Annotated in this window: 21 protein-coding genes; 11 read left to right on the forward strand and 10 right to left on the reverse strand. The window is 49.4% G+C overall.

Translation table 11 applies throughout. The features are described from left to right. Positions 1-301: 301 nt before the first annotated feature. The 6 genes from sbcB (at position 302) to IFO68_RS14940 (ending at position 5,833) form a co-directional block, all read left to right on the forward strand. The gene (gene sbcB, locus IFO68_RS14915; protein WP_192016653.1) at positions 302-1,726 is read left to right on the forward strand and encodes an exodeoxyribonuclease I; all 1,425 of its coding nucleotides are present in this window, start codon (positions 302-304) and stop codon (positions 1,724-1,726) included. A gap of 286 nt (positions 1,727-2,012) precedes the next feature. Beyond that, positions 2,013-2,555, forward strand: a complete 543-nt coding sequence (locus IFO68_RS14920) for a winged helix-turn-helix domain-containing protein (protein ID WP_192016654.1) — start codon at positions 2,013-2,015, stop codon at positions 2,553-2,555. A 97-nt stretch (positions 2,556-2,652) separates the two neighbouring features. Continuing rightward, entirely contained in the window at positions 2,653-2,994 is a 342-nt protein-coding gene (locus tag IFO68_RS14925) for a CidA/LrgA family protein (protein WP_027252181.1), read from the forward strand. Then, entirely contained in the window at positions 2,994-3,671 is a 678-nt protein-coding gene (locus tag IFO68_RS14930) for a CidB/LrgB family autolysis modulator (protein WP_192016655.1), read from the forward strand. The genes IFO68_RS14925 and IFO68_RS14930 overlap by 1 nt, the downstream gene beginning before the upstream one ends. 238 nt (positions 3,672-3,909) lie before the next feature. Further along, a complete protein-coding gene (gene cdd, locus IFO68_RS14935) occupies positions 3,910-4,797 on the forward strand; it encodes a cytidine deaminase (protein WP_192016656.1) in 888 nt (295 codons plus the stop codon). A gap of 127 nt (positions 4,798-4,924) precedes the next feature. Next, on the forward strand, positions 4,925-5,833 hold the full coding sequence (locus tag IFO68_RS14940; RefSeq protein WP_192016657.1) for a DMT family transporter: 909 nt from the start codon (positions 4,925-4,927) through the stop codon (positions 5,831-5,833). A 220-nt stretch (positions 5,834-6,053) separates the two neighbouring features. Here IFO68_RS14940 and IFO68_RS14945 read toward each other — a convergent pair whose 3' ends face one another. From IFO68_RS14945 to IFO68_RS14965, 5 genes are all read right to left on the reverse strand, one after another. Then, positions 6,054-6,455, reverse strand: a complete 402-nt coding sequence (locus tag IFO68_RS14945; protein WP_192016658.1) for a hypothetical protein — start codon at positions 6,453-6,455, stop codon at positions 6,054-6,056. A gap of 176 nt (positions 6,456-6,631) precedes the next feature. After that, positions 6,632-9,319: an aconitate hydratase AcnA gene (acnA, locus tag IFO68_RS14950; protein ID WP_192016659.1), complete on the reverse strand. Its 2,688-nt coding sequence runs from the start codon at positions 9,317-9,319 to the stop codon at positions 6,632-6,634. A gap of 116 nt (positions 9,320-9,435) precedes the next feature. Continuing rightward, positions 9,436-10,083, reverse strand: a complete 648-nt coding sequence (locus IFO68_RS14955) for a thiopurine S-methyltransferase (protein ID WP_192016660.1) — start codon at positions 10,081-10,083, stop codon at positions 9,436-9,438. A 222-nt stretch (positions 10,084-10,305) separates the two neighbouring features. Further along, positions 10,306-10,599 carry a hypothetical protein gene (locus tag IFO68_RS14960; protein ID WP_027252174.1) on the reverse strand — a complete coding sequence of 98 codons (294 nt, stop codon included), beginning with the start codon at positions 10,597-10,599 and terminating at the stop codon, positions 10,306-10,308. Positions 10,600-10,805: 206 nt separating this feature from the next. Continuing rightward, positions 10,806-11,192: a spore gernimation protein gene (locus IFO68_RS14965; RefSeq protein ID WP_192016661.1), complete on the reverse strand. Its 387-nt coding sequence runs from the start codon at positions 11,190-11,192 to the stop codon at positions 10,806-10,808. Positions 11,193-11,527: 335 nt separating this feature from the next. Here IFO68_RS14965 and IFO68_RS14970 point away from each other — a divergent pair, with 335 nt between their 5' ends. Continuing rightward, positions 11,528-11,998, forward strand: coding sequence for a SulA-like leucine-rich domain-containing protein (locus IFO68_RS14970; RefSeq protein ID WP_192016662.1), 471 nt, complete (start codon positions 11,528-11,530; stop codon positions 11,996-11,998). Positions 11,999-12,133: 135 nt separating this feature from the next. Here IFO68_RS14970 and IFO68_RS14975 read toward each other — a convergent pair whose 3' ends face one another. From IFO68_RS14975 to phnW, 4 genes are all read right to left on the reverse strand, one after another. After that, positions 12,134-12,538 (reverse strand): hypothetical protein, encoded by a 405-nt coding sequence (locus IFO68_RS14975; RefSeq protein ID WP_192016663.1) that lies wholly within the window; start codon positions 12,536-12,538, stop codon positions 12,134-12,136. 657 nt (positions 12,539-13,195) lie between these two features. After that, the gene (gene phnX, locus IFO68_RS14980; protein WP_192016795.1) at positions 13,196-14,008 is read right to left on the reverse strand and encodes a phosphonoacetaldehyde hydrolase; all 813 of its coding nucleotides are present in this window, start codon (positions 14,006-14,008) and stop codon (positions 13,196-13,198) included. A gap of 53 nt (positions 14,009-14,061) precedes the next feature. Next, positions 14,062-15,444 carry an aspartate aminotransferase family protein gene (locus IFO68_RS14985; protein WP_192016664.1) on the reverse strand — a complete coding sequence of 461 codons (1,383 nt, stop codon included), beginning with the start codon at positions 15,442-15,444 and terminating at the stop codon, positions 14,062-14,064. Beyond that, entirely contained in the window at positions 15,441-16,577 is a 1,137-nt protein-coding gene (phnW, locus tag IFO68_RS14990; protein WP_192016665.1) for a 2-aminoethylphosphonate--pyruvate transaminase, read from the reverse strand. The genes IFO68_RS14985 and phnW overlap by 4 nt, the downstream gene beginning before the upstream one ends. A 266-nt stretch (positions 16,578-16,843) precedes the next feature. On the opposite strand from phnW, the gene IFO68_RS14995 reads away from it, so the two are divergent. The 4 genes from IFO68_RS14995 (at position 16,844) to phnR (ending at position 21,617) form a co-directional block, all read left to right on the forward strand. After that, on the forward strand, positions 16,844-17,857 hold the full coding sequence (locus IFO68_RS14995) for a putative 2-aminoethylphosphonate ABC transporter substrate-binding protein (protein WP_192016666.1): 1,014 nt from the start codon (positions 16,844-16,846) through the stop codon (positions 17,855-17,857). A 171-nt stretch (positions 17,858-18,028) separates the two neighbouring features. Next, entirely contained in the window at positions 18,029-19,105 is a 1,077-nt protein-coding gene (locus IFO68_RS15000; RefSeq protein ID WP_192016667.1) for a putative 2-aminoethylphosphonate ABC transporter ATP-binding protein, read from the forward strand. Positions 19,106-19,118: 13 nt separating this feature from the next. Continuing rightward, the gene (locus tag IFO68_RS15005) at positions 19,119-20,849 is read left to right on the forward strand and encodes a putative 2-aminoethylphosphonate ABC transporter permease subunit (protein ID WP_192016668.1); all 1,731 of its coding nucleotides are present in this window, start codon (positions 19,119-19,121) and stop codon (positions 20,847-20,849) included. Positions 20,850-20,918: 69 nt separating this feature from the next. Then, on the forward strand, positions 20,919-21,617 hold the full coding sequence (gene phnR, locus IFO68_RS15010) for a phosphonate utilization transcriptional regulator PhnR (RefSeq protein WP_192016669.1): 699 nt from the start codon (positions 20,919-20,921) through the stop codon (positions 21,615-21,617). A gap of 113 nt (positions 21,618-21,730) precedes the next feature. Here phnR and IFO68_RS15015 read toward each other — a convergent pair whose 3' ends face one another. Next, positions 21,731-22,495, reverse strand: a complete 765-nt coding sequence (locus IFO68_RS15015) for an amino acid ABC transporter ATP-binding protein (protein WP_192016796.1) — start codon at positions 22,493-22,495, stop codon at positions 21,731-21,733. Positions 22,496-22,510 lie beyond the last annotated feature (15 nt).

The following is a 22,510-nucleotide window of genomic DNA, read 5'->3' on the forward strand; positions in this document are numbered from 1 at the left end:
AATTCGGGCAATTTCAATGAGATCACAGGAAATTCAGAATGACGCTAACTATTGATAAAAGTCAGGAAAATCACGGCCTCGCTGGCGATCACCCCTCATGCCGCTTTTCCGTGGCGCCTATGTCCATTCGGAGCAATGAGTCCTTATGCCTAACCGCTGCCGGTATGCGCTTGTTGGTCATCTTAAAATAATACGTTCTTTCATAGATACTGCATGTCATCCACGCCAAAATCCCCCGCAGCCAGTGCAATTCTTTGGTAGAATGACCTCAGAAAACACGTTTATGCCAGTAAAGGTAAGAATGAGTAATAACGATAACCAACCAACCTTGTTTTGGCTGGACTATGAGACATTCGGGGCAAATCCTTCGGTTGATCGGCCTTGCCAGTTTGCCGGGGTGAGAACCGACATGGATTTCAATGTGATTGGTGAGCCATTGGTGATTTACTGCCAGCCGCCCAGCGATTACCTGCCTTCACCCGAAGCCTGCCTGATCACAGGGATTACACCGCAAGAAGCGATGGAGAAGGGCTTACCGGAACATGAATTTATTGCGCGCATTCATGCGGAGCTCTCTAAACCCAATACCTGCGTCATCGGCTATAACAATGTGCGCTTCGATGACGAGGTCACTCGGTATACTCTGTACCGTAATTTTTACGATCCCTATGCCTGGAGCTGGCAAAGCGGCAATTCGCGTTGGGATATGCTTGATATCATGCGTACTTGCTATGCGTTACGCCCAGATGGTCTGAACTGGCCAACAAACGAAGACGGATTCCCGAGCTTTAAGCTTGAGCATTTATCTGTTGAAAACGGAATCGAACACAGCAACGCGCACGACGCAATGGCCGATGTGTACGCCACAATTGAGCTGGCCAGGAAAGTCAAAGCCAGCCAACCCAAACTCTTTAACTACCTGTTTAACTTACGTCATAAACGTAAACTACAGGAACTGATCGACATCGCTGAGATGACGCCCTTGGTGCATGTTTCAGGTATGTTTGGTTCTGAGTGCGGGAATACCAGCTGGATCGTCCCCATGGCCTGGCATCCGGATAACAAGAATGCGGTCATTTGTGTCAATCTGGCAATGGATCCTGCCCCGCTGTTCGATCTGGATGCTGACAGTTTGCGCGAGCGGCTGTACACCAAACGTGCTGATCTCAACCCCGGCGAGCTGCCTGTTCCACTCAAGCTGGTTCATATTAATAAGTGCCCTGTGCTGGCACCGGCAAAAACACTGACGGCCGAAGATGCTGAGCGACTAGGGATCGATCGGACTCAATGTCTGGCCAACCTGAGCGCACTGAAAGATAAGCCTCAGATCCGTGAAAAACTGCTGGCCGTGTTTGGTCAGGACAGAGAATTTGAGCCAAACGATGATGTTGATACACAACTGTATAACGGCTTTTTTTCTGCTGCGGACAAATCGGCGATGGATATCATTCGTGAGTCCGCGCCTGAGGAGCTGGGCAAACTCGAACTGAATGTGGATGACAAACGCATCAAACCATTGCTGCTTCGCTACCGCGCCCGTAATTTCCCGTTAACGCTAAGCCATCAGGAACAGCAGCAGTGGAAGTATCATTGTCAGGATTACTTCGAAACCAAACTGCCGGCTTACATGCAAAATCTCGAATCTATCGCGATGGAGCACCAAAGCGATGAGAGAAAAATGAAAATCCTGAAGGCCGTGTACGATTACGTAGGCAAGCTGGTGTAATTACACAGCCAGGATGCCAGAAAGACAAATCGTTACAGAGCGCTGATCTTGCTCAGTAATTTCGCAACCCTGACCTGCTGAGCAGTCAGGGTTTCTTTTTTCAGACACTTTTCCTGCCCTGGTAGTTTGAACTTCAACGCAAGGCCAATAACAATTAATAAGTACCCGCTTTGTGCCATGCGTCATGGAGGCGCTTGGCAACATAAGCCACCATCAAGCCAATGATGTTTTACTGCCAGATGCCATAGGGACAGCATGCCGACAGTAAATTGGAAAAGTGACTATTATGGCAACTGAGTCTCTCACCCGGTGTTATCGATTTGCCAGGGTGGATTTTGAACCCGATCTGCGGCTGCTTGTCTGGCCTGATAAATCAGAGACAGCCCTGACGCTGCATGAGTCACGCCTGCTTGAAGCTCTGTGCTACTTTGCCGGAGAGGTGATCAGCCATAAATCATTGTCTGATAAAACATTTCTTCCGCAGGATTCCATGTCTCACATACAAAAAATCGACCTGGCTTCGATATTCAACTCGCTTCGCCGCAAGCTGACTGTTAACGGTGTAATGGCTATTCCTATCGAAGTGCTCCCCCATTTTGGCTTTCGTGTCCCTCTGCCGAAAGAGACCTGTCGCCATATCCATCGCTTCAAACAACCCGAGACGCTGCCGTCCAAGCCGTCGCCACAGCCAGCAATCACAACGATTAAAACCAGACGACCGCATAGCTCGGCAACAGAGCACATAGTAAAACACAGCCTGATGCATAAACTGTCTGTGTTGCTGCTTGCTGCCGCCGGCATTGCAATCGTCATCGTTTCAAACCTGTGAACAAGCAGTCCAGGATAAATACAGCCGCAAAGAAATGTGGTGTAGATCTCATCTATTTTGTATCATTGCGACACCATTTATCATCATCCTGACGTCTATGAGCTACCTGCGTTCATTTGCAATCATCGCCATTTTTCTGATGGTCGGTAAAGGATTTCAGTCTCTTACTCAGATCCCCATCCCCGGCAGCATTCTCGGCATGTTATTTCTCTTCACGGCTCTGTCTGCAGGCCTGTTGCCGCCCAACTGGGCTAAACCCGGCTGTCATCTGTTTATTCGCCATATGGCTATTTTGTTTGTGCCTGTGGGTGTCGGACTGGTGAATTACCTGGATCTGCTCAGAGCCAATGCGTTGCCTGTTCTGGTAAGCACCATAGGCAGCAGTTTGGTGGTTCTGTTATTTGTTGGCTGGTATGTACAGCGCAAGGAGTCTGACTAATGTGGTTAGCCGTAACGCTGATTGTTTTTATTCTTGCCCGTAAATTATCCAAGCGCTTCCAGCACCCCATTCTTAATCCGTTACTTCTCTGTCTGGTGGTGATCATTCCTTTGCTTTTGGTGCTTAATGTGCCTTATGACGTCTATTTCGATGATAATAAATGGATTCATTTCCTTCTGGAGCCCGCTGTTGTTGCCCTTGCTTTCCCTCTTTATGAGCAAATGCCGCAAATCCGCAGCCGCTGGAAAGTCATAGTCACAGCCACCCTGTTTGGCAGCATACTCTCAATGATTACCGGGACAGCGATTGCTCTTGCTCTTGGCGCTGATTTACAGCTTACTGCAAGCATTCTGCCTAAATCCGTGACCACCCCCATCGCTATGGCGGTTGCTGAACAAATTGGTGGTGTGCCGTCGCTGGCCGCTGTCATGGTTCTGATCGCCGGCATCTTTGGTGCTGTATTAGGTTATCCGTTGTTTAAACTCATCAACATCACCCATCCCATGGCCAAAGGATTAAGCATGGGGACTGTGGCACACGCGTTAGGAACGGCTAAAGCGGCTGAGGAAAATTACAAAGATGGCGCGTTCAGCTCACTGGCCTTAGTACTTTGTGGCGTCATTACCGCCATACTCGCCCCGATAATCTATCCGTTGCTGTTGTCTGTCTTTCACTGACAACCGATCCACCTGCCACTTCTTAAGCGGTTTAGCTGTGCAACGCCCTTGCAACACCCACACAGCCAGGCCGCTTTACTGAGTATTGAAATACAGACACTTACCTCATCAATCATGTGAAACCACTCACCAATTTGTAAATAGAGTGAAATAAACAACCTTTAATAGTGATCTTTGTCACTATATTTATTCGTTTACGCACTACAATGCGTAAGTGAATACATTAAGGAGAATCAGTATGCGCACCGAAGTAATGGACGCTTTAGAGCACCTGCCACACACATTGTCACAGGCGCTTAAGCCTATCATTACCGCTCCGGGTTTTGATGCCACACTGAGCAAAGAAGAATTTGAACAGTTAATGAAAGACAGTCATCTGACGGATGCAGAACTGCGTATTCAGTTACTGAAAGTGGCTGCGGCCTACTCGATTGCTTCTCTCTCAAACTTCCATGTGGGTGCCATTGCCCGCGGAAACTCAGGTCGTCTGTATTTCGGTGCGAACATGGAATTCAGCGCCACCTCTATGTCACAAACGGTTCACGCAGAGCAATCTGCAATCAGCCATGCCTGGTTGAAAGGCGAAACGGGCATTACCGACATTACCGTCAACTACTCCCCCTGCGGGCATTGCCGGCAGTTCATGAATGAACTGACGACGGCACAAAGCATCGTAGTACAGTTGCCAGAGCGTTCACCCAAAGCACTGCAGGAATATCTGCCAGAGTCCTTTGGCCCGTCTGATCTGGGTATCACCGAGCTCTTATTATCAGACAGCTCACATGAGCTGAAGCTCGAAACCGATGATGTGCTGCTGCAAGCAGCCTGTAAGGCGGCAGATAAATCACATGCGCCATACAGTAAAAACTATGCGGGAGTTGCGCTGAAGGCGAAAGATGGCCGGCTATTCTCAGGCATGTATGCAGAGAACGCGGCATTTAACCCGAGCCTGCCACCACTCCAGGTGGCACTGATTAACATGAATATGGCGAGCTATTCGCTGTCAGATATTGTTGAAGCCGCTTTGGTTGAACAGAAAGACTCAGCGATCAGCTTGCTGGCTGACACACAAAATACGCTGGAAACCTTCAATCCTGATATGCCACTTTCTTACGCCGCTATCTGATAACAAATTAAGAATTCCTTGCCGCCGACAAAGCTCCCTGTTTTGTCGGCTTTTTTTATCAATTAACAATTTCTTCTATGCACTCATCAGAGTATGATTCCAGATTATTTTTTCTGAAAGACACCTTATGACTCATCGACACAACCCTATTCAGGGCGCTTGCTGGATGCTGACAGCCGGAATGGCGTTTGCCGTGGTTAACAGCATGGCACAATACCTGAGTGTGACCTTCCATTTGCCATCTACCACTGTCGGTTTGATTCAATACTTTATTGCTCTCCTGGTCATGCTTCCCTGGCTGCACAATATCGGTCTTCGTCAGGCTCTGAAAACTCAACACTTTGGTATGCACTGCTTCCGCGTGTTTCTGTCTGTTATCGGTATTCAGTTATGGCTGTGGGCCCTGGCGTACCCTGTACCTATCTGGCAAGGCATTGCGCTACTGATGACATCGCCTTTGTTCGCCACCGTAGGCTCGGGTTTGCTGCTGAAAGAAAAGGTCGGCTTTGTACGCTGGATGGCAACCCTAGCCGGCTTTGCTGGTGCAATGATCATTCTTGAGCCGTGGGCCGACAATTTCAATCTGGCCTCATTGCTGCCCATTGGCGCGGCTTTCTTCTGGGCGAGCTATTCTCTGATGGTGAAGAAGATGTCGCACCACGACTCCCCGACGACTATGGTTGTCTACCTGCTGGTGCTGATCACGCCATTTAACCTTTTTCTTGCTGCACCTGATTTCACCCTGCCTGTTGGCCAGCACACCTGGGTTCTTCTGATAGGTGCCGGATTATTTACCGCACTGGCTAACTGGGCCATAGCTAAAGCCTATGCCATTGCTGACGCTTCTTTCGTACAGCCTTTCGATCATGCCAAACTGCCATTGAACGTGCTTGCCGGGTTTATCGTCTTCGGATGGGTACCACCTGGACGGCTTTGGCTGGGGGCTGCCATTATTATCGCCTCAGTCGCTTTCATTACGCAGTGGGAACGAAGAAAACCGATGTTACAGGCGGCTACTATCAATGAAGCAGCTTAACTAAAAGATACCCAAACGACTTGAAGTTGCAGGTAAGCGGCAAGTAAGTGAAGCCCCATGGGCATAGATAACTATGTAATTGGGGAATGGGAACGCAGCCAACACCACTGCGGCATCAAGCAGGACGGGGCAACAGACACAAAAAAGCTGGCAATTAGCCAGCTTTTTCGATTCATTGTGCTTTTTTGGGATTCATTCAGCTATTTACATTCATTCTGAATCAGAAACGCACTCTTACACCCATAGCCGCTTCCAGTTCGACATCAACATCTTCCACCATATACAGCGTCGGTCCAACTTCACCATACAGCTCAAACTGATTAACAGGCACTTCCAGGCCAATACCGGAACGGATACCCAATTTGTCATAATGGTTATCAACATACTGTGCGCCGACAAAGGTATACCCCATGTTAAGCTGCGGATTTCTGGTCAACGTACCCAGGTTGAAGGTTTTATCGACCGCAAAACCAAATTCGTCTAACCCCAGCGAAAAACGCAGGTCATTGTGTTTATACTGCACACCACTCATTGGCGAACCAAGAAAAATACCTGCCGATTGCGACGCCAAAGCCGACGTAGACAAACCGCACAACAAAATACCAATCAACGACTTCTTCATGTTACTGTCCGTTTTCCCTGAATTGCGCTCTAACGACCTTAGATTATACTGATAGAGCTCTCTTTAAGCTTGTCACTCTACTGTAACTGCAATATCGCGGCAATACGAACCTACAACCATACAAATGACAATTATTTGACATACCAAGTGTCAAATAATTACAGAAAAACGCATTGTCATTCGGTAGAAATCATTGTTCTCAAAACATAATGCAAAATACCTCCAGCCTTGAGATACGCCATTTCCGTTCGGGTATCAACCCGGGCTTTTACGCCATATTGTGACTCTTGTCCCTGTTCGTTGGTGATTTCCAGTGTCAGCGTTGCCCCCGGCGACAAGCTATCAATGCCTTTCAGCTGTATTTTTTCCTTGCCGGTTAACGACAATGAAGCCAGTAAACCTTCAGGAAGCTCAACAGGAATCACCCCCATACCCACCAGATTTGAACGGTGAATTCGCTCAAAACTTTCAGCCAGTACCGCTTTTACACCCAGTAAGCTGGTCCCTTTCGCAGCCCAGTCCCTGCTGGATCCGGTGCCGTATTCTTTCCCGGCAAAAATCACCAGAGGTATGTTCTGATCCTGATACTTCATCGCAGCATCATAAATTGATACCTCTTCCCCTGTCGGCTGGTAAATGGTGTACCCGCCTTCTTTCCCCTTGAGCATCAGGTTCTTAATACGAATGTTGGCAAAGGTGCCGCGCATCATGACTTCATGATTGCCGCGCCGTGAACCGTAGGAATTAAAATCTTCCGGTTCAATACCCTGCTCCTGCAAATAGTGCCCTGCCGGGCTGTCTGGCTTTATGTTACCCGCCGGTGAGATATGGTCGGTCGTTATTGAGTCACCAAATATTGCCAGAATGGCTGCATTTTCAATATCTTTCAGTGGCTTTAGCGGCTGTGTTATCTCGTCAAAATAGGGCGGAAGGCGAACGTAAGTAGAATCTGGCCGCCACTGGTACGTATTGCCTTTATTGATGGTGATCTGCTGCCAGATATCGTCACCGGCAAAAATGTCCGCATATTCCTGCTCAAACAGGCTGTTCTTCACTTCCTTCATCGCCTGCGTGATGTCTTCCTGGGAAGGCCAGACATCTTTCAGATACACCGGCTGACCATTGCTGTCCTGACCCAGCGGCTCTTTGGTCAGGTCAATGCTTGTCGTACCGGCCAGTGCAAAGGCAACCACCAGAGGCGGAGACGCCAGCCAGTTAGCTTTCACCAGCGGATGCACGCGACCTTCAAAGTTACGGTTGCCCGACAGCACCGAGGAAACAGTAAGGTTGGCGTCATTGATGGCTTTTTCGATTGGTGCAAGTAGCGGTCCGGAATTTCCGATACATGTCGTACAGCCATACCCCACTAAATTGAATCCAAGCTTGTTCAGATAGTCTTGCAGACCCGATGCCTCAAAATACCGGGTCACCACTTTCGAGCCTGGCGCAAGGGAGCTTTTAACCCAGGGCTTAGTCTGCAGACCTTTTTCCACCGCATTTTTAGCCAGTAAACCCGCGGCTAACATGACGCTGGGGTTAGAGGTATTGGTGCAAGATGTGATGGCGGCAATCACGACATCACCGTGAGTCAGTGAGAAGCTCTTGCCTTTGGTATCCTCGCCAGAATCGCCTAAATCGACCTGGATTTGCTGTTCTGGTTGCAGGCCGCTCAATGCCAGCAAGTCTTCCGTCGCGGTTTTGATATCAGGCAACGGGACTCTGTCCTGCGGGCGCTTGGGGCCAGCCAGGCTCGGAACAACCTGATCCAGTGCCAATGCCAGGGTATCTGTATAAAGTGGCTCAGGCTGGCTGGAATCCCGCCACATGGCGTTGGCTTTGGCATAGGCTTCAACGCGGGCAATCAGAGACTCACTGCGCCCCGAAAGGCGCATATAGCGCAGTGTTTCCTGATCAATCGGAAAGAATCCGCAGGTAGCACCGTATTCTGGTGCCATATTGGCAATTGTCGCCCGATCAGCCAAAGGCAATGCATCTAAACCAGGGCCGTAGAATTCCACGAATTTACCGACTACCCCTTTTTTTCGCAGCATCTCAGTGACAGTTAATACAAGGTCTGTTGCCGTCACACCCGGATGCAATTTACCGCTGAGATGAAAACCAATCACTTCCGGGATTAACATAGAGATTGGCTGACCAAGCATAGCGGCTTCAGCCTCAATGCCGCCAACCCCCCAGCCAAGTACACCCAAGGCATTGATCATAGTGGTATGTGAGTCGGTTCCGACCAGGGTGTCCGGATACAAAACGCCACTGTCCTGCCACACCGATTGTCCAAGGTATTCAAGATTAACCTGGTGGCATATTCCTGTTCCCGGCGGGACGACACGAAAATTGGTAAAAGCTTGCTGGCCCCAGCGCAAAAACTGATAGCGTTCAATGTTACGCTGCATTTCAAGTTCAACGTTTCGGGCAAAAGCCTGCTCAGAAGCGTAAACATCCACCATCACAGAATGATCAATCACCAGATCAACGGCCGACTGAGGATTGATGCTGTCGGGGTTTTTACCGGCCCGGGTCATGGCATCCCGCATTGCAGCCAGGTCCACCACGGCCGGCACACCGGTAAAATCTTGCATCAGCACCCGGGCTGGACGGTATTGAATCTCTTTGTCTGAACGGCGGGTTTGAAGCCAGTCAATCACGGATTGGATATCGGACTCAGTGACAGTGTCACCATCTTCAAACCTGAGCAGGTTCTCCAGTAACACTTTCAGCGAAAAAGGTAAGCGGTCAACCTCTCCCAAATGACGCAGTGCGGTCAGGTCAAAATAATCAAAGCGCTGACCGCCTGTATCCAAGGTTTTTTTACTGTGAAAACTGTCCTTTGAGATTTGTGCCTTCATGACTCACCTCCGTCTTGGTCATTTTGACTATAGACGGGATCAAGCTAATGATAAAAATAGACAATAATCAGAACAGACAAGTGTGACTGACCACACAGTCACACTGCAAACTTTATTCAGGCTGGGGTTTGGATGAACCAGACTTCTTCGGCAAAACGGCTTAAACCCTGCTGACGACGCGGGTGTGATTCATCGGCGTCCTGACGCCCGATATGAGTCACTGTGCAGCCCGCGAAAAGTGAATGCACTTCTTCTGCACTGACGCTGAACGGCGGCCCGGCCATTTCATCCTGGCTGTAATCCAGCGTCACCAGCATGATCTTTCCGCCAGGCTTCACCAAAGATAACAGGCGCTGCACATAGCTTTGCCGCATACTCTCCGGCATCGCAATCAACGCAGCACGGTCGTACACAGCGTCTACGGGCTGAACCGGCGCAGTAAAATAATCACCGCAATAAATACGGACCTCATCAAACTCATACAGAGTATGCCCGTTACCTAATGATGTCACAGTCGGTAAGTACAAATGCTCGGCAAAATAAGCACGGACAGCGATTTCACTTAACTCAACACCCGTCACCTGATGGTGCTTTTCTGCCAGCCAGGTCAAATCCAGAGATTTACCGCACATAGGTACAAGCACAGTATCTTCGCGTTGCAGCCCTAATTTCGGCCAGTAATATGGTAATACCGGGTTAGTGTCGTTTAAATGAAATCCGATTCGGTTCTCTGCCCAGCGGCTATGCCAAAATTCTGCATCCATCAACTGCTCTCTCTGTACTGACTGACTTCAGGGCGGTATCAGACCACATTTCTGTATTGAGATCCAGCCAGCCCTGCCAGCGCTTTAGCATCTGCAGAAACGAAAAAAGGATGCCAGAGCATCCTTTTTCTTACCTTCGACAAAACAAAGGCCTGCGGTCAATTCTCAATTTCTTTATGCGAGCTTAGTGACAAGGTAACGCACCGGTATCAAGCACCAGCATCAACCTATGCGGAATAACTTGATTGAATCACGACGCACGGTAACCCCACGGAAGGTCACAGGTTCCAGTAACGTCATCAGTTGCTTAGACACAAAAAACTTACCGCCGTAACTACGATCGCCACCACGATTTACCCAATCTGCAAATTCATCTGCCAGGTTGAACATTGAGTTTCCTACAAGTAAAACCAGGACTTTCGCAACTTCGCTGTCGTTGTGTTTATTGAATTCTGCGTCACGAACCTTCTTGCGGTATTCTTCGACAATTCTCTCAAGGCAATCAAATCTGCTCATATACACCACCACATAAAAAAGAGGTGCGGATACTACTGATGAATAGTGTTTAAATCAAGCCATCAGAGCATGATTTTGGCTATTGCTAACACAAATCAATGCTATCTGAGCACGTTAACGAAATTTCAGTTAATAGAAGCGAGTAAACACCTAAGTTTCTATAACCATTGCTTTACTTTTATGTGATTTCATTTACCAGCCAATGATTATCGATAGTAATCCACCACTTGCACAGAAACAGGTATATTTTGAGGTGCTATCTCAAGTGTGAACTGATGCCGTCCCACCATTTTTAGCGTCCCGCCAGACTCTCCTGTCACACTCACTCCTTCAATTTTCGTAAAAGGTTGCTCTGTGCCATAAAACATATTCACCGACAGAGTCACTTTCTGGTTGCTTTCGAGCCCGAAGCTGCATATTCCTGACGAACAGTACACATCCAGCGATTGTTCTTGTTGTTCAATGCGGTCAACACCTTTTACCGGTGTCGCTGATACAGACAGAGCTTCACTACAACCCGTCAAAAACAGCCAGCCCGGCATCAGCACTATCAAGCATTTTGCCCAGCCACTCAGGCAGATTCTCTTTCCCATAGTTCACTCCATCGACATTTTCTGATCTGTGTAGTGGAAAGAGTACTGTATAAGACACTGCCCATACATACTGTATAAATACACAGGCAATGATATTCACATCACAAATCTGTTTAACATTCACCTGAATACAGACAATTAAATATCAACATAAAAACACTTTAAATCAAGAGTTTATACTTTTGTTTCTAGTATCAGATAAAGCCAGACGTCTCCGATTATTGTGAATCAGACTCAAAAAACACTTGCATCCCTTTACGTTCAAAACTACTGTATAGACATACAGCATGTATAAATACACAATAACATCGACTCTAGCAGAGGATGGAACTCTCATGACAGCACAATTAGACAGCATCCAATCAGTGACCGCTTCTCAGGTGTACAAATCCACTTTTCTGTCTCATTCTTCTTCCCTGAGTTCCAGCCAGGTTCAGTATCCTATCGAAGTCAGTTTCTGCGATCATGAACAAGCCCAGCTCGCCTATCTGCTCAGACTGCTAAAACAGGCCAGTGAGCAAAACCGCTGGATTATGTTTATCGGGGCAGATGCACTGCTGGATCGCCAACTGCTCAGCAATGCCGGAGTCGATATCAGTAAAGTGCTGGTGTTAAAAGAGAAGAACAAACAATCCACTCAGGCGCTGATGGCTAAAGCGTTACACATGGGAAATTGTAGTGCGGTAATTGCCAGCGGGAATGTGCAAGAGTATTGCAACAAAACCATCCATGATGCTGCTATTCATGGTAACTCGATGGCGTTTATCATCAACCGGACTCAGCGAGCCAATACTCTGCTGCATTGAAAAGCGACGGAAACGATTGCTTTCGACTGAAATGAAAAATGCCAGGAATCGAATACATTCAACTGGCATTTTTCTACGCTTGTTTATCCATTACCTATGGCGTTATTTGGGCGCAGACATGAGCGCAGTCCGGATTCAGGGCACCATTAAACGAATGTGCAATTGTTCGCCATTATTGCCAACTTCCTGAATCTCGCACTCTGCTTTTTCTGTAATCAGATCCAGCTGATCCTGATCCAATGAATATGGCAGGCGGATGTCCAACTCAGAAATCTGCTCCATACGGGCCAGCCGCAACAATCTCACCAGATTATTCACATCGCTGGTATGGGTAGACAATACTTTCAGCGCCTGGTTACGTAAGCGCTCGGTCTTGCTGGCACCAGAACCAGACGATCTGCCCCAGGAAAATTCCAGGGCTGGCAGCACCACTTTAAACGCATCCCACAAGGTTGGTCTGTGATGACACAACACAGACAGAAATGAGGTGTAATCAAACACAATCTCTTTCGCTTGTTGGGCTTCAACTGAAGATTTCATAACTTTCCTTCACAAGAATTCAACAGCATTAATGTGCAAGCTAAAGTAAATTGGACGAATGCTTTATTTAGCGAGACACTATAAAGGCTTCGCCAATCACTTACTTTTTTATCTCTTCATTTTTTTGCGCATGATCGTGTTTTTTCTTGCTTCGCATCAATTAAAAAATATCGGAAAAACATTTAATTAACATCATGTGAACGCATTTCATACAAGTCTTCATGCTTTGTAATTTTTCAGTTTTTGCTAATTCACTGCATTTGTTAACTCAAAAGCAACAAATTAAACACTTTATGTAAACCTTCTGCCAGGTTAATACTCCACTTAATCCATATTGGTTCATGATTCAAATAAAGCAATTACTAAGCCAACACTGGCAATACGTGAACCAGCCTTTTGTCAGAATGTAAAATAATTCAATAAATACAGATGCTTAAGATAAAGTTAGGAATAATACACTAATGAGAGACGATAAGAGGAGAGTTGAGATGTGTAATAAAATCGGGCACTTGCACCAATCTGCCTCATATTCAGGCATAAATTCAACAAACGAATTAAGTGCAACGACACGAATAAAGCCAGAGTGTTCTGCTCAGTATTATAAAAATAATGGCAAAATAACCTGGCTTCTTGACTAATTAATGATGAGAAACAGATTTAAGGACGCTCGCCTTCCGCCAATCTGCGATTAATATCAGCAATGACATCAGGCAAGTCAGCAACTGTATCTATTTGATAATGTGCATTACAACCATTAAAGGCTTTCCGTGCTTTTTCTCTCGCAACGGCCAGTTCATGCTCAGATGCGGACAAGTATTCTTGTTCAGTCAATCCAGCTTCATTACCCGACAGTAAAAGTGCGACAGTCCACATACCTGCATTATGACCTTCTTCAATGCCCGGTACTGAGTCATCAATTTTGACGCAAGCGGCCACGTTACTTACACCAAGTGCAATCACATTTTGCAGCGCCATGAACGGACCAGGACGACCGCCCGCGGCAAGATCATCGGTGGCGACCACATAATCCGGCGCGAACCCTTTTTCAGCAGCCGCTGGCAGCAATTCGTTCATCACAATTCTGGGGTAGCCCGAACATGAGCCCAGCTTGATACCCTGCTCACGGAGCCTGGCAACGACCTCTGTGGTACCCGGAATCAAGTCGGCATGCTCTGCAACTTTTGCCACCTGTAACGGCATAAACGTTTGGTAGATTGTGTCAATGTCTTCTCTGATCATTGCTCTCCCAAACCGGCTTTCCCAGCGGGCGGCAACATCAGGTAATTCACCCACCGCCTTGATATGATCCCACTTCCCTAGCCCCATGGGTACGCGGGCTTCTGCCAGTGAAATATCAAAATTGTATTCTCGTTTGAATGCTTCAACAAAAATGGTGGTTGGCGCGAAGGATCCGAAGTCTACAACCGTTCCCGCCCAGTCAAAAATTACCGCTTCTACTTGTGTATTCATCTTCAGTTTCTCGTTCATTTCTTGGCCCGTCGCTTCAGGCTCTGACTCAATGGTTAATTAACACGCTTGCACACAGACTCAATGGCGTCTTCCAGCCAGTCCAAGGCCAGCGCCAGCTCTTCTCTGGCAATAATCAAAGGCGGGCTGAGTTGTAATACATTCCCCTGAGAAACTTTAAAGCTCAGCCCGCGCTCCAGACAGTGGTACATCACCTGCTCTGCCGCGTTATAGGCCCGCACTTTTGTTTCCCTGTCTTCAACCAGCTCAATGCCCCACAGCAGACCAATACCGCGAATATCGCCTATGATCGGCAAGCGTGCCTTCATGGCCTCCAGCCTCTCTGCCATGTAGACCGCATCGCGGCGAATCTTCTGCAGTAACTGCTGCTGTTCGATTACCCGGATGGTGGCTAACGCTGCCGCGCAGCCTATCGGGCTCTTCTCGTGGGTATAATGACCCAGCGAAATCTGGGTCGCCGAGTTGTACTTGTCTTTGGTCAGCATAGCTGCCATTGGCACAACACCGCCGCCCAGCCCTTTGCCGATACAGAGGATATCCGGTTCAATGCCGAATGCCTGATGCGTGAACCAGTGGCCGCTCCGGCCCATACCGTTGGGGATGTCATCGATAATCAGCAGCACATTGTGGCGATCACAAATCTCCCGGACGCGCTGCCAATAGGCTCGGCTGGGCACCTGAACATCGGTATTACGCACCCCTTCTGCGATGAATGCTCCGATCCCGCCCTCTTTTTCAATCACGTATTCCAGATAATCGGCGTAATGCACATCTGAGCCATCGTCACGCGGGAAAGCGCCCCGATAGCGAACGGGCGGCGGGATACGTTCAACCCCGGCCATGAGCGGCCCCATGCCTTCGCGAAAGCAGGCTTCACCCCCCACAGAGATCGCATCCAGCGATGCACCGTGAAACGCATCCCAGAGTGAAACCACTTTGGGATTGCCTGTGATATAGCGAGCCAGCTTCAGTGCCATGCCCACCACGGATGTGCCTCCCGGCGCGAACAGCACACGGTTCAGCTCACCGCCGGCAATGCGGGTCAGTTCGCGGGCGCAGTCGACGGCTGTCTGGTGCGTGAAGCGCCGGGGGGCGAAAGGCAGTTTGGCTAACTGGGTCTGGATAGCAGCCAATACTTCCGGGTGGCCGTAGCCCAGCTGATGGACATTATTGCCATGAAAATCCATATACCGTTTGCCGGCCACATCGGTCAGATAGATCCCCTCAGCACTTTCCAGGGCATCCAGACAAGGTGTCGACATGGCCTGATGTAAAAAATACTGACTGTCTTCCTCCAGCAGGGTTTGGGTTTGCCTGTCAGAGAGACTCTCTATCCACCGGACACGCGCAGACGATGTATTCGTATCTCCCTCACAAGCCAGCGCACGCTGGCTGAGGTCAGTCTGGCGGGACGTCATGCCTGCTCTCCGGCCGTTTCCGTTTCACTGGCCCAGAACACAGACGCGTTAATGGCCTCCAGCAGGCGCTGAATGTCACCCGGATGAACATCACCTATGTTGCCAATACGGAAGCAGTCTGCATCAGAGACTTTGCCCGGGTATATCACGAATCCTTTGCTTTTCAGGCAGTCATAGAAGCGCTTAAAGTCATATAGCGATGATTGCGGAGAATGAAAAGACGTAATAATGGGTGAGTGCAGTGCTGTATCGAGCAGGCTTTCAAAACCCAGCCGTGACATACCTGCCACCAGGGTTTGCTGATTGGTGCGGTACCGCTGAAAGCGCGCTTCAATGCCCCCTTCCTGTTCCAGTTCCGTCAGCGCCTGAGCAAACGCCCGCACTGTATGAGTCGGAGATGTAAACCGCCATTTGCCATGGTTGTTTTCCATACACTGCCACTGATCATACAGGTCCAGCGACACTGAACGCGCACGTCCGTGGCATGTTTCCAGTAATGAACGGCGCGCAATCACAAAACCAAATCCTGGAACTCCCTGAATACACTTGTTCGCTGAGCTGATCAGAAAATCGATGCCCAGTTCCCCAATATCCATAGGGATGCCGCCGAAACTCGACATGGCATCCAGGATCATCACTTTGCCGGCCGTTTTTACTGTTTCGCACACCGCTGGCAACGGATTCAGCATGCCTGTGGTTGTTTCACAGTGCACCATAGCCACATGAGTGATGGCGGGATCGGCAGCCAGCAAACGTTCCAGTTCGTTAACGTCAGGCTGGGTCATTTCACCTAAAGACCAGTTCAGGTGCGGGATATTCAGGCAATTGGCAATCTGTGCAATACGGGCACCGTAAGCACCATTGTTGATCACCAGCAACTTACCCTCTGGGGGAATCACAGAGCCTAAAGTGGCTTCCACAGAGGCGGTACCGCTGCCCTGCATAAGCACGCTGGTGTAGCCGTCGTGCGCGGTGGCCAGAGCGACCAGCTGCTGGCGAATGTGCTGAACCACGCCCACATTGTAGTCATCATCCCAGGTGCACCAGTCTTTCAGCATAGCTTCTCGCACAGTCTGTGTTGTCGTCAGCGGGCCAGGAGTAAGCAGTAGATATTGATTGTCGGAGTTTGCCATTTGTTGATCTCTTTGGACTATACCAGATTACGAAATCACTATAGCGATGGTGAACCGATGCTGTAAATGCGCCAGAGCCAGTCTTCATAAAAGTTTAATAATGGCAATGTTCGCCGATTTTCAACACAAATTTGCGCTGAATCACGATCACACAGTCCTCATGAAACTGACATCTGGCAATCATCGAACTGTCATAAATGGCACCTAGCATCTTCCGTGTCGAACCAATCTGGTACATACCACATTTACTTTTTTAGGAAGGACATATGAAAAAGACATGGCTTGTTGCACCACTGACGGCAATGATGGCACTGAGCAGCACCCACGCTTTCGCTTCACAGGAACTGACGGTATACACAGCGTTCGAAACGGACATGCTGGCGAAATTCAAAACCGGATTTGAAAAAGCAAACCCGGACATCAAGATCAAATGGGTACGGGATTCCACCGGCATCATGACGGCCAAGCTGCTGGCCGAAAAAGGTAACCCACGTGCAGATGTTGTATGGGGTCTGGCCGGTTCTTCTATGGCACTGCTGAAAGAAGAAGGTGTACTGAAACCTTATCAGCCAAAAGAACTGAGCAAAATCCACAGCAATCTTATCGACCCGCAAGCCAACCCGGCCTGGTTTGGTAACGATGCTTTCTTTAATGCGGTCTGTTTCAATGAAAAAGTGGCCGAGCAACTGGGACTGAGCAAGCCGGCAACCTGGGATGACCTGCTCAAACCTGAGTACAAAGGCCATATTGCCATGCCAAACCCAGCCTCATCTGGCACAGGTTATATGCAGGTCTCTGCCTGGCTGCAAACCATGGGTGAGCAAAAAGGCTGGGATTATATGACCAGCCTGGATCAGAACATTGCTCATTACACTCACTCAGGTTCCAAGCCTTGCGTTCAGGCCGGTATGGGTGAAGTCGCGATTGGTATTTCGATGGCAATTCGTGGTGCCAAACTGAAATCTCAGGGTGCCCCTATCGACATCATCCTGCCTGAAGGTGGCGTAGGCTGGGAAGCGGAAGCCGTTGGTCTGGTCAACACCCAGTCTGATGCCGCAAAGCGTCTGGTTGACTGGTCTTTATCTAAAGATGCCAACCAGCTGTATAACGAGTTCTACCCGGTTGTCGGTCATAAAGACGTGAACAAACCCGTGAAAAACTACCCGAATGTTCAGCAGGCGATGGTGAAAATGGACTTCTCTAAAATGGCAGTCAGCCGTGAAGATGTGCTGAAAACCTGGTCGGATAAATTCGACGCGAAATCTGAACCGCGCTCTTAACCGCATCCCACAGATATTTCCAAGCCAATCTCAAGGCAACCGCTCAGGTTGCCTTTTTCATTTATCGGGCAGAACCGACTCGGCTGTCTTCTTATCGTCAAGCTTCTGTCATCGAACTGTCACTCATTAGGTCTAAATTTGGTATATACCAAATAGAGAAATGACTTTGCTATGGAAACTTACCTGAAAATCTCACAAGTCGGTAAACAGTTTGGTCAGTTTACTGCGCTGAACAACATTTCACTGGATATCAACAAAGGCGAATTTGTCTGTTTTCTTGGCCCTTCCGGCTGCGGAAAAACCACCTTGCTGCGTGCCATAGCCGGACTGGATCTGGCCAGCTCAGGCACGATTGAACAGGCAGGACGTGACATCACCTATCTGCCGCCGGAAAAACGGGACTTTGGTATTGTTTTTCAGTCTTATGCTCTGTTTCCGAATCTGACTGTCTATGAAAACCTGAGCCTCGGATTACGCAATCAGGGGAAATCTGTGGCAGAAACAGACAGTATCGTCAGCCAGTGGCTGGAAACCATTGCCCTGCCGACCGCCGGTAATAAATACCCAAGCCAGTTATCCGGCGGACAACAGCAACGGGTAGCACTGGCCCGTGCCTTATCATTATCACCAGGATTGTTACTGCTTGATGAACCGCTTTCGGCCCTTGATGCAAAAGTGCGTTCTCATTTACGCGAAGAGATCCGCCGCTTACAACGCAAGCTGGGTATTACGACCATTATGGTGACGCACGATCAGGAAGAAGCGCTCGCGATGGCCGACCGTATCGTGGTCATGAATCACGGCTGTATCGAACAGGTCGGCACCCCACAGGAAATCTATCAGAACCCGAGTTCCCGTTTTGTCGCTGAATTTGTCGGTCAGATGAATTTCTTACCGGCCTCTGTGGTGAGCGAGCAGCAAATGCGAATCGGTGAAAGCCTGCTGCCGCTTCCGGCCGCTCAATTCCAGCGCGGCGAGCAGGTCGAGTTAGGTCTCAGACCGGAAGATCTGCATTTTCTGCCCGCCGGTGAGAAGAGTGACAGCAGCGTGCTGGTACGGATAGACGAACTGGAATTTCAGGGCACTTTCATGCGTGCCGACTGCCAGATCCAGGGCGCGCATCAGCTGCCGACGATCAAGGTGGATGTCCCTATCCGGGAGACACGTAACCTTGGCCTGAGCCGTGGCCATTATCTGCAGTTGCACATTGCCGATAAGCATACCCATATCTACCGCCAAAGCCGATAAGCAGGACGTCACCATGACACAACTGACCCGACCGCTTCCTACGTCAAAATCCGGTCCTTTACAATCCATCACTCGTCTGCGCCATCACTTTAGTCGTGACAACGTCACTCTGGCCGTGCTCTTAGTGATATTTAGCACACTGATGGCGGCTTTTATCGTCGCGCCACTGCTTGCCATGCTGCAAAAAAGTGTACAGAACGCTGAGGGCGACTTTGTCGGCCTGGCCAATTTTGCCACCTATTTTGCTTCACCTGCCCTGTGGCAGTCATTGCAAAATACCGTGGTAATCGGTGTGGTTGTCACTGTCATTGTCGGCCTGCTGGCTTTTGGTTTTGCCTTTGCCTTAACCCGCAGCTGTATGCCATTCAAAGGTGTCTTTACCGTCATCGGTTCTGCCCCCATTCTGTCGCCATCACTGTTACCTGCCATCAGTCTGATCTATCTGTTCGGTAATCAGGGCATCGCCAAAGAGATGCTGTTCGGCCACAGTATTTACGGCCCCATTGGCATTGCGATTGGTCTGGTGTTATGGACCTTCCCTCATGCTTTGATGATCATCAGTACATCGCTGAAAACATCCGATGCCAGGCTCTACGAAGCCGCGAAAGCGCTCAATACATCCAGTGTGCGCACTTTCTTTCTGGTTACTTTGCCGGGGGCGAAATACGGCCTGATCAGCGCCTTGATCGTGGTATTTACCCTAGTTGTCTGCGACTTTGGTGTCCCTAAAGTCATTGGCGGTCAATACAATGTGTTGGCAACAGACATTTTCAAACAAGTGGTCGGGCAGCAAAACTTCGCTATGGGTGCCGTAACGTCCGTCATGCTGTTACTGCCCGCTTTGCTGGCCTTTGCCGGCGATCGCTGGGTACAGAAAAAACAGCAGAACCTGTTCGATGCCCGTTCAGTAGCTTATCAGCCAGAGCCTAACCGCCTCCGTGACGGCGCATGTTTGCTGTTCTGCTCGCTGATCTCACTGGCGATTCTGAGTGTCATTGCCATGGCGGTGTACGGCTCTCTGGTCACATTCTGGCCATGGAACACAGCATTGAGTCTGAACAACTATAATTTTACTGAATTCAGTACCTATGGCTGGGCACCGTATTTCAGTTCGCTGAAACTGGCTGGAATGGTCGCACTGGCAGGAACTCTGGTGATTTTTACCTGCGCCTACTGCATTGAAAAAGGGCAAAGTTTCGCACCACTGCGTAACCTGCTGCAAATGCTGGCGATTCTGCCGATGGCTGTACCGGGTATGGTATTAGGGCTGGGCTACATCTTTTTCTTCAACCACAGCGACAATCCGCTGTCCTGGATTTACGGCACACTGACCATACTGGTGGTCAATACCATTACTCACTACTACACAGTCGGCCATATGACCGCAGTGACAGCGCTGAAACAGTTGCCGGGCGAAATCGAAGCGATCTCTGCATCGCTCAACATTCCTCAGTTCAAGACGTTCCTGAAAGTCACTATCCCTGTGTGTACCCCAGCCATTTTAGAGATTGCGACCTACCTGTTTGTGAATGCGATGACCACCACATCGGCCATTGTTTTTCTGTATGCCTCAGACACCATGCCTGCATCCGTGTCTGTCCTGAATATGGACGATGCCGGTCAAACCGGTCCTGCCGCCGCGATGGCGGTTATGATCCTGCTGACTGCGGCTGCAGTGAAACTCATGCATCTTGGTGCAAACTGTCTGAGTGATAAATACACCCAAGCCTGGCGTAACCGCTGATGACTCTGTGAAAACAGACTTTATAATAGCTAACCAATTGAACCCTGGTCGGCAACGGGAAGGATTAACGTGCAATATTTAAGAATCATGGAAGCCATCAACGAACAGATTGATGCCGGGCTTCTGGCAGGCGGGCACAAACTGCCTGCTGAACGTAAGCTGGCGGAGTCTTTCAACACCACACGCGTCACTCTGCGTGAGTCGCTGGCCTTGCTCGAAGCCGAAGGTAAGCTGTATCGCGAAGATCGCCGCGGCTGGTTTGTCTCACCGGTACCGCTTTTGTACGATCCGACGTACACCACGGATTTTCCGGCCATGGCCAAAGCACAAGGTCGCGAAGCGCGTTCTGAGCTGCTCTCCGCCAAGCGTGTGCCTGCCAGCCGGCGCGCCGCCTCGCTGCTGAATGTCAAACCACTGACCGAAGTGTACCGCATCGACCGGCTGCGATTTCTTGATAATCGTCCGGTCGTGGTGGTCACGAATTTTATCTCACCCTCCCATTTCCCTGATTTGTTCGAGCACAATATTATCGACTCGCTCACGACTACGTACCGTGAGCAATACGGCGTGATTTATTCCAAAACCCGGTTCCGGGTTCGCTCTACATCCCTGATGGCGGAAACCGCCCATCATCTCAGGGCAACATCCGGCACACCCGCCATGTTTGTCGAACGGGTAAACTACGACCAGAGCGGCAACCTGATTGACTGCGATTTAGAATACTGGCGCCACGACGCGATTTTGATTGAGTCGACGGCGACGATTTAACGGGTTATCCGCCAGTGCGCTACGCCCTCTTTAGCTGACAAAAAATGGCGCCTGAAAAGGCGCCATGACAGTCGTTCTTTCCGTCACCTAAAAGCCGCTTCAGGGATGGAAAATCAGTGAATAATCTGCTGCAGGAAGTTTTGCGTGCGGTCAAACTGCGGGTTACTGAAGAACGCCTCCGGGGCATTCTGCTCAATAATTTCACCGGCATCCATGAAGATCACACGATCCGCCACTTCGCGGGCAAAACCCATTTCATGCGTCACACAGAGCATGGTCATGCCGTCTTCTGCCAGCTCAACCATCACATCCAATACCTCACGCACCATTTCCGGATCAAGGGCTGACGTCGGCTCATCGAACAGCATGATTTGCGGCTCCATACACAATGAGCGGGCAATCGCCACACGCTGCTGCTGACCACCGGACAGCTGGCCCGGAAACTTATGTGCCTGCTCGGCAATCCGTACCCGCTCCAGGTACTTCATTGCCAGGGCTTCAGCTTCTTGCTGCGACTTTTTCTTCACCCACATCTGCGCCAGCGTACAGTTTTCCAGCACACTCAGATGGGGAAACAAGTTAAAGTGCTGAAAACACATACCTACTTCGCGACGCACCAGCTCGATATTTTTCAGATCGTCCTTCAGCTCTGTCCCGGCGACAACGATGTCGCCGCGCTGGTGTTCTTCCAAATGGTTGATACAGCGAATCATGGTCGATTTACCCGAGCCGGAAGGCCCGCAGATCACAATTTTTTCGCCCTGTTCCACTTCCAGGTTAATGTTTTTCAACACATGGAACTCACCATACCACTTGTTGACATCTTTCAGACGGATGACAGGTTCTTTGTCCGAACTCTGGTTCACTTTTTCAATCATAGACATCCTAACTTC

It is taken from the genome of Photobacterium arenosum (genome assembly GCF_014841115.1).
In the GTDB taxonomy this organism is placed as follows: Bacteria; Pseudomonadota; Gammaproteobacteria; order Enterobacterales; family Vibrionaceae; genus Photobacterium; species Photobacterium arenosum.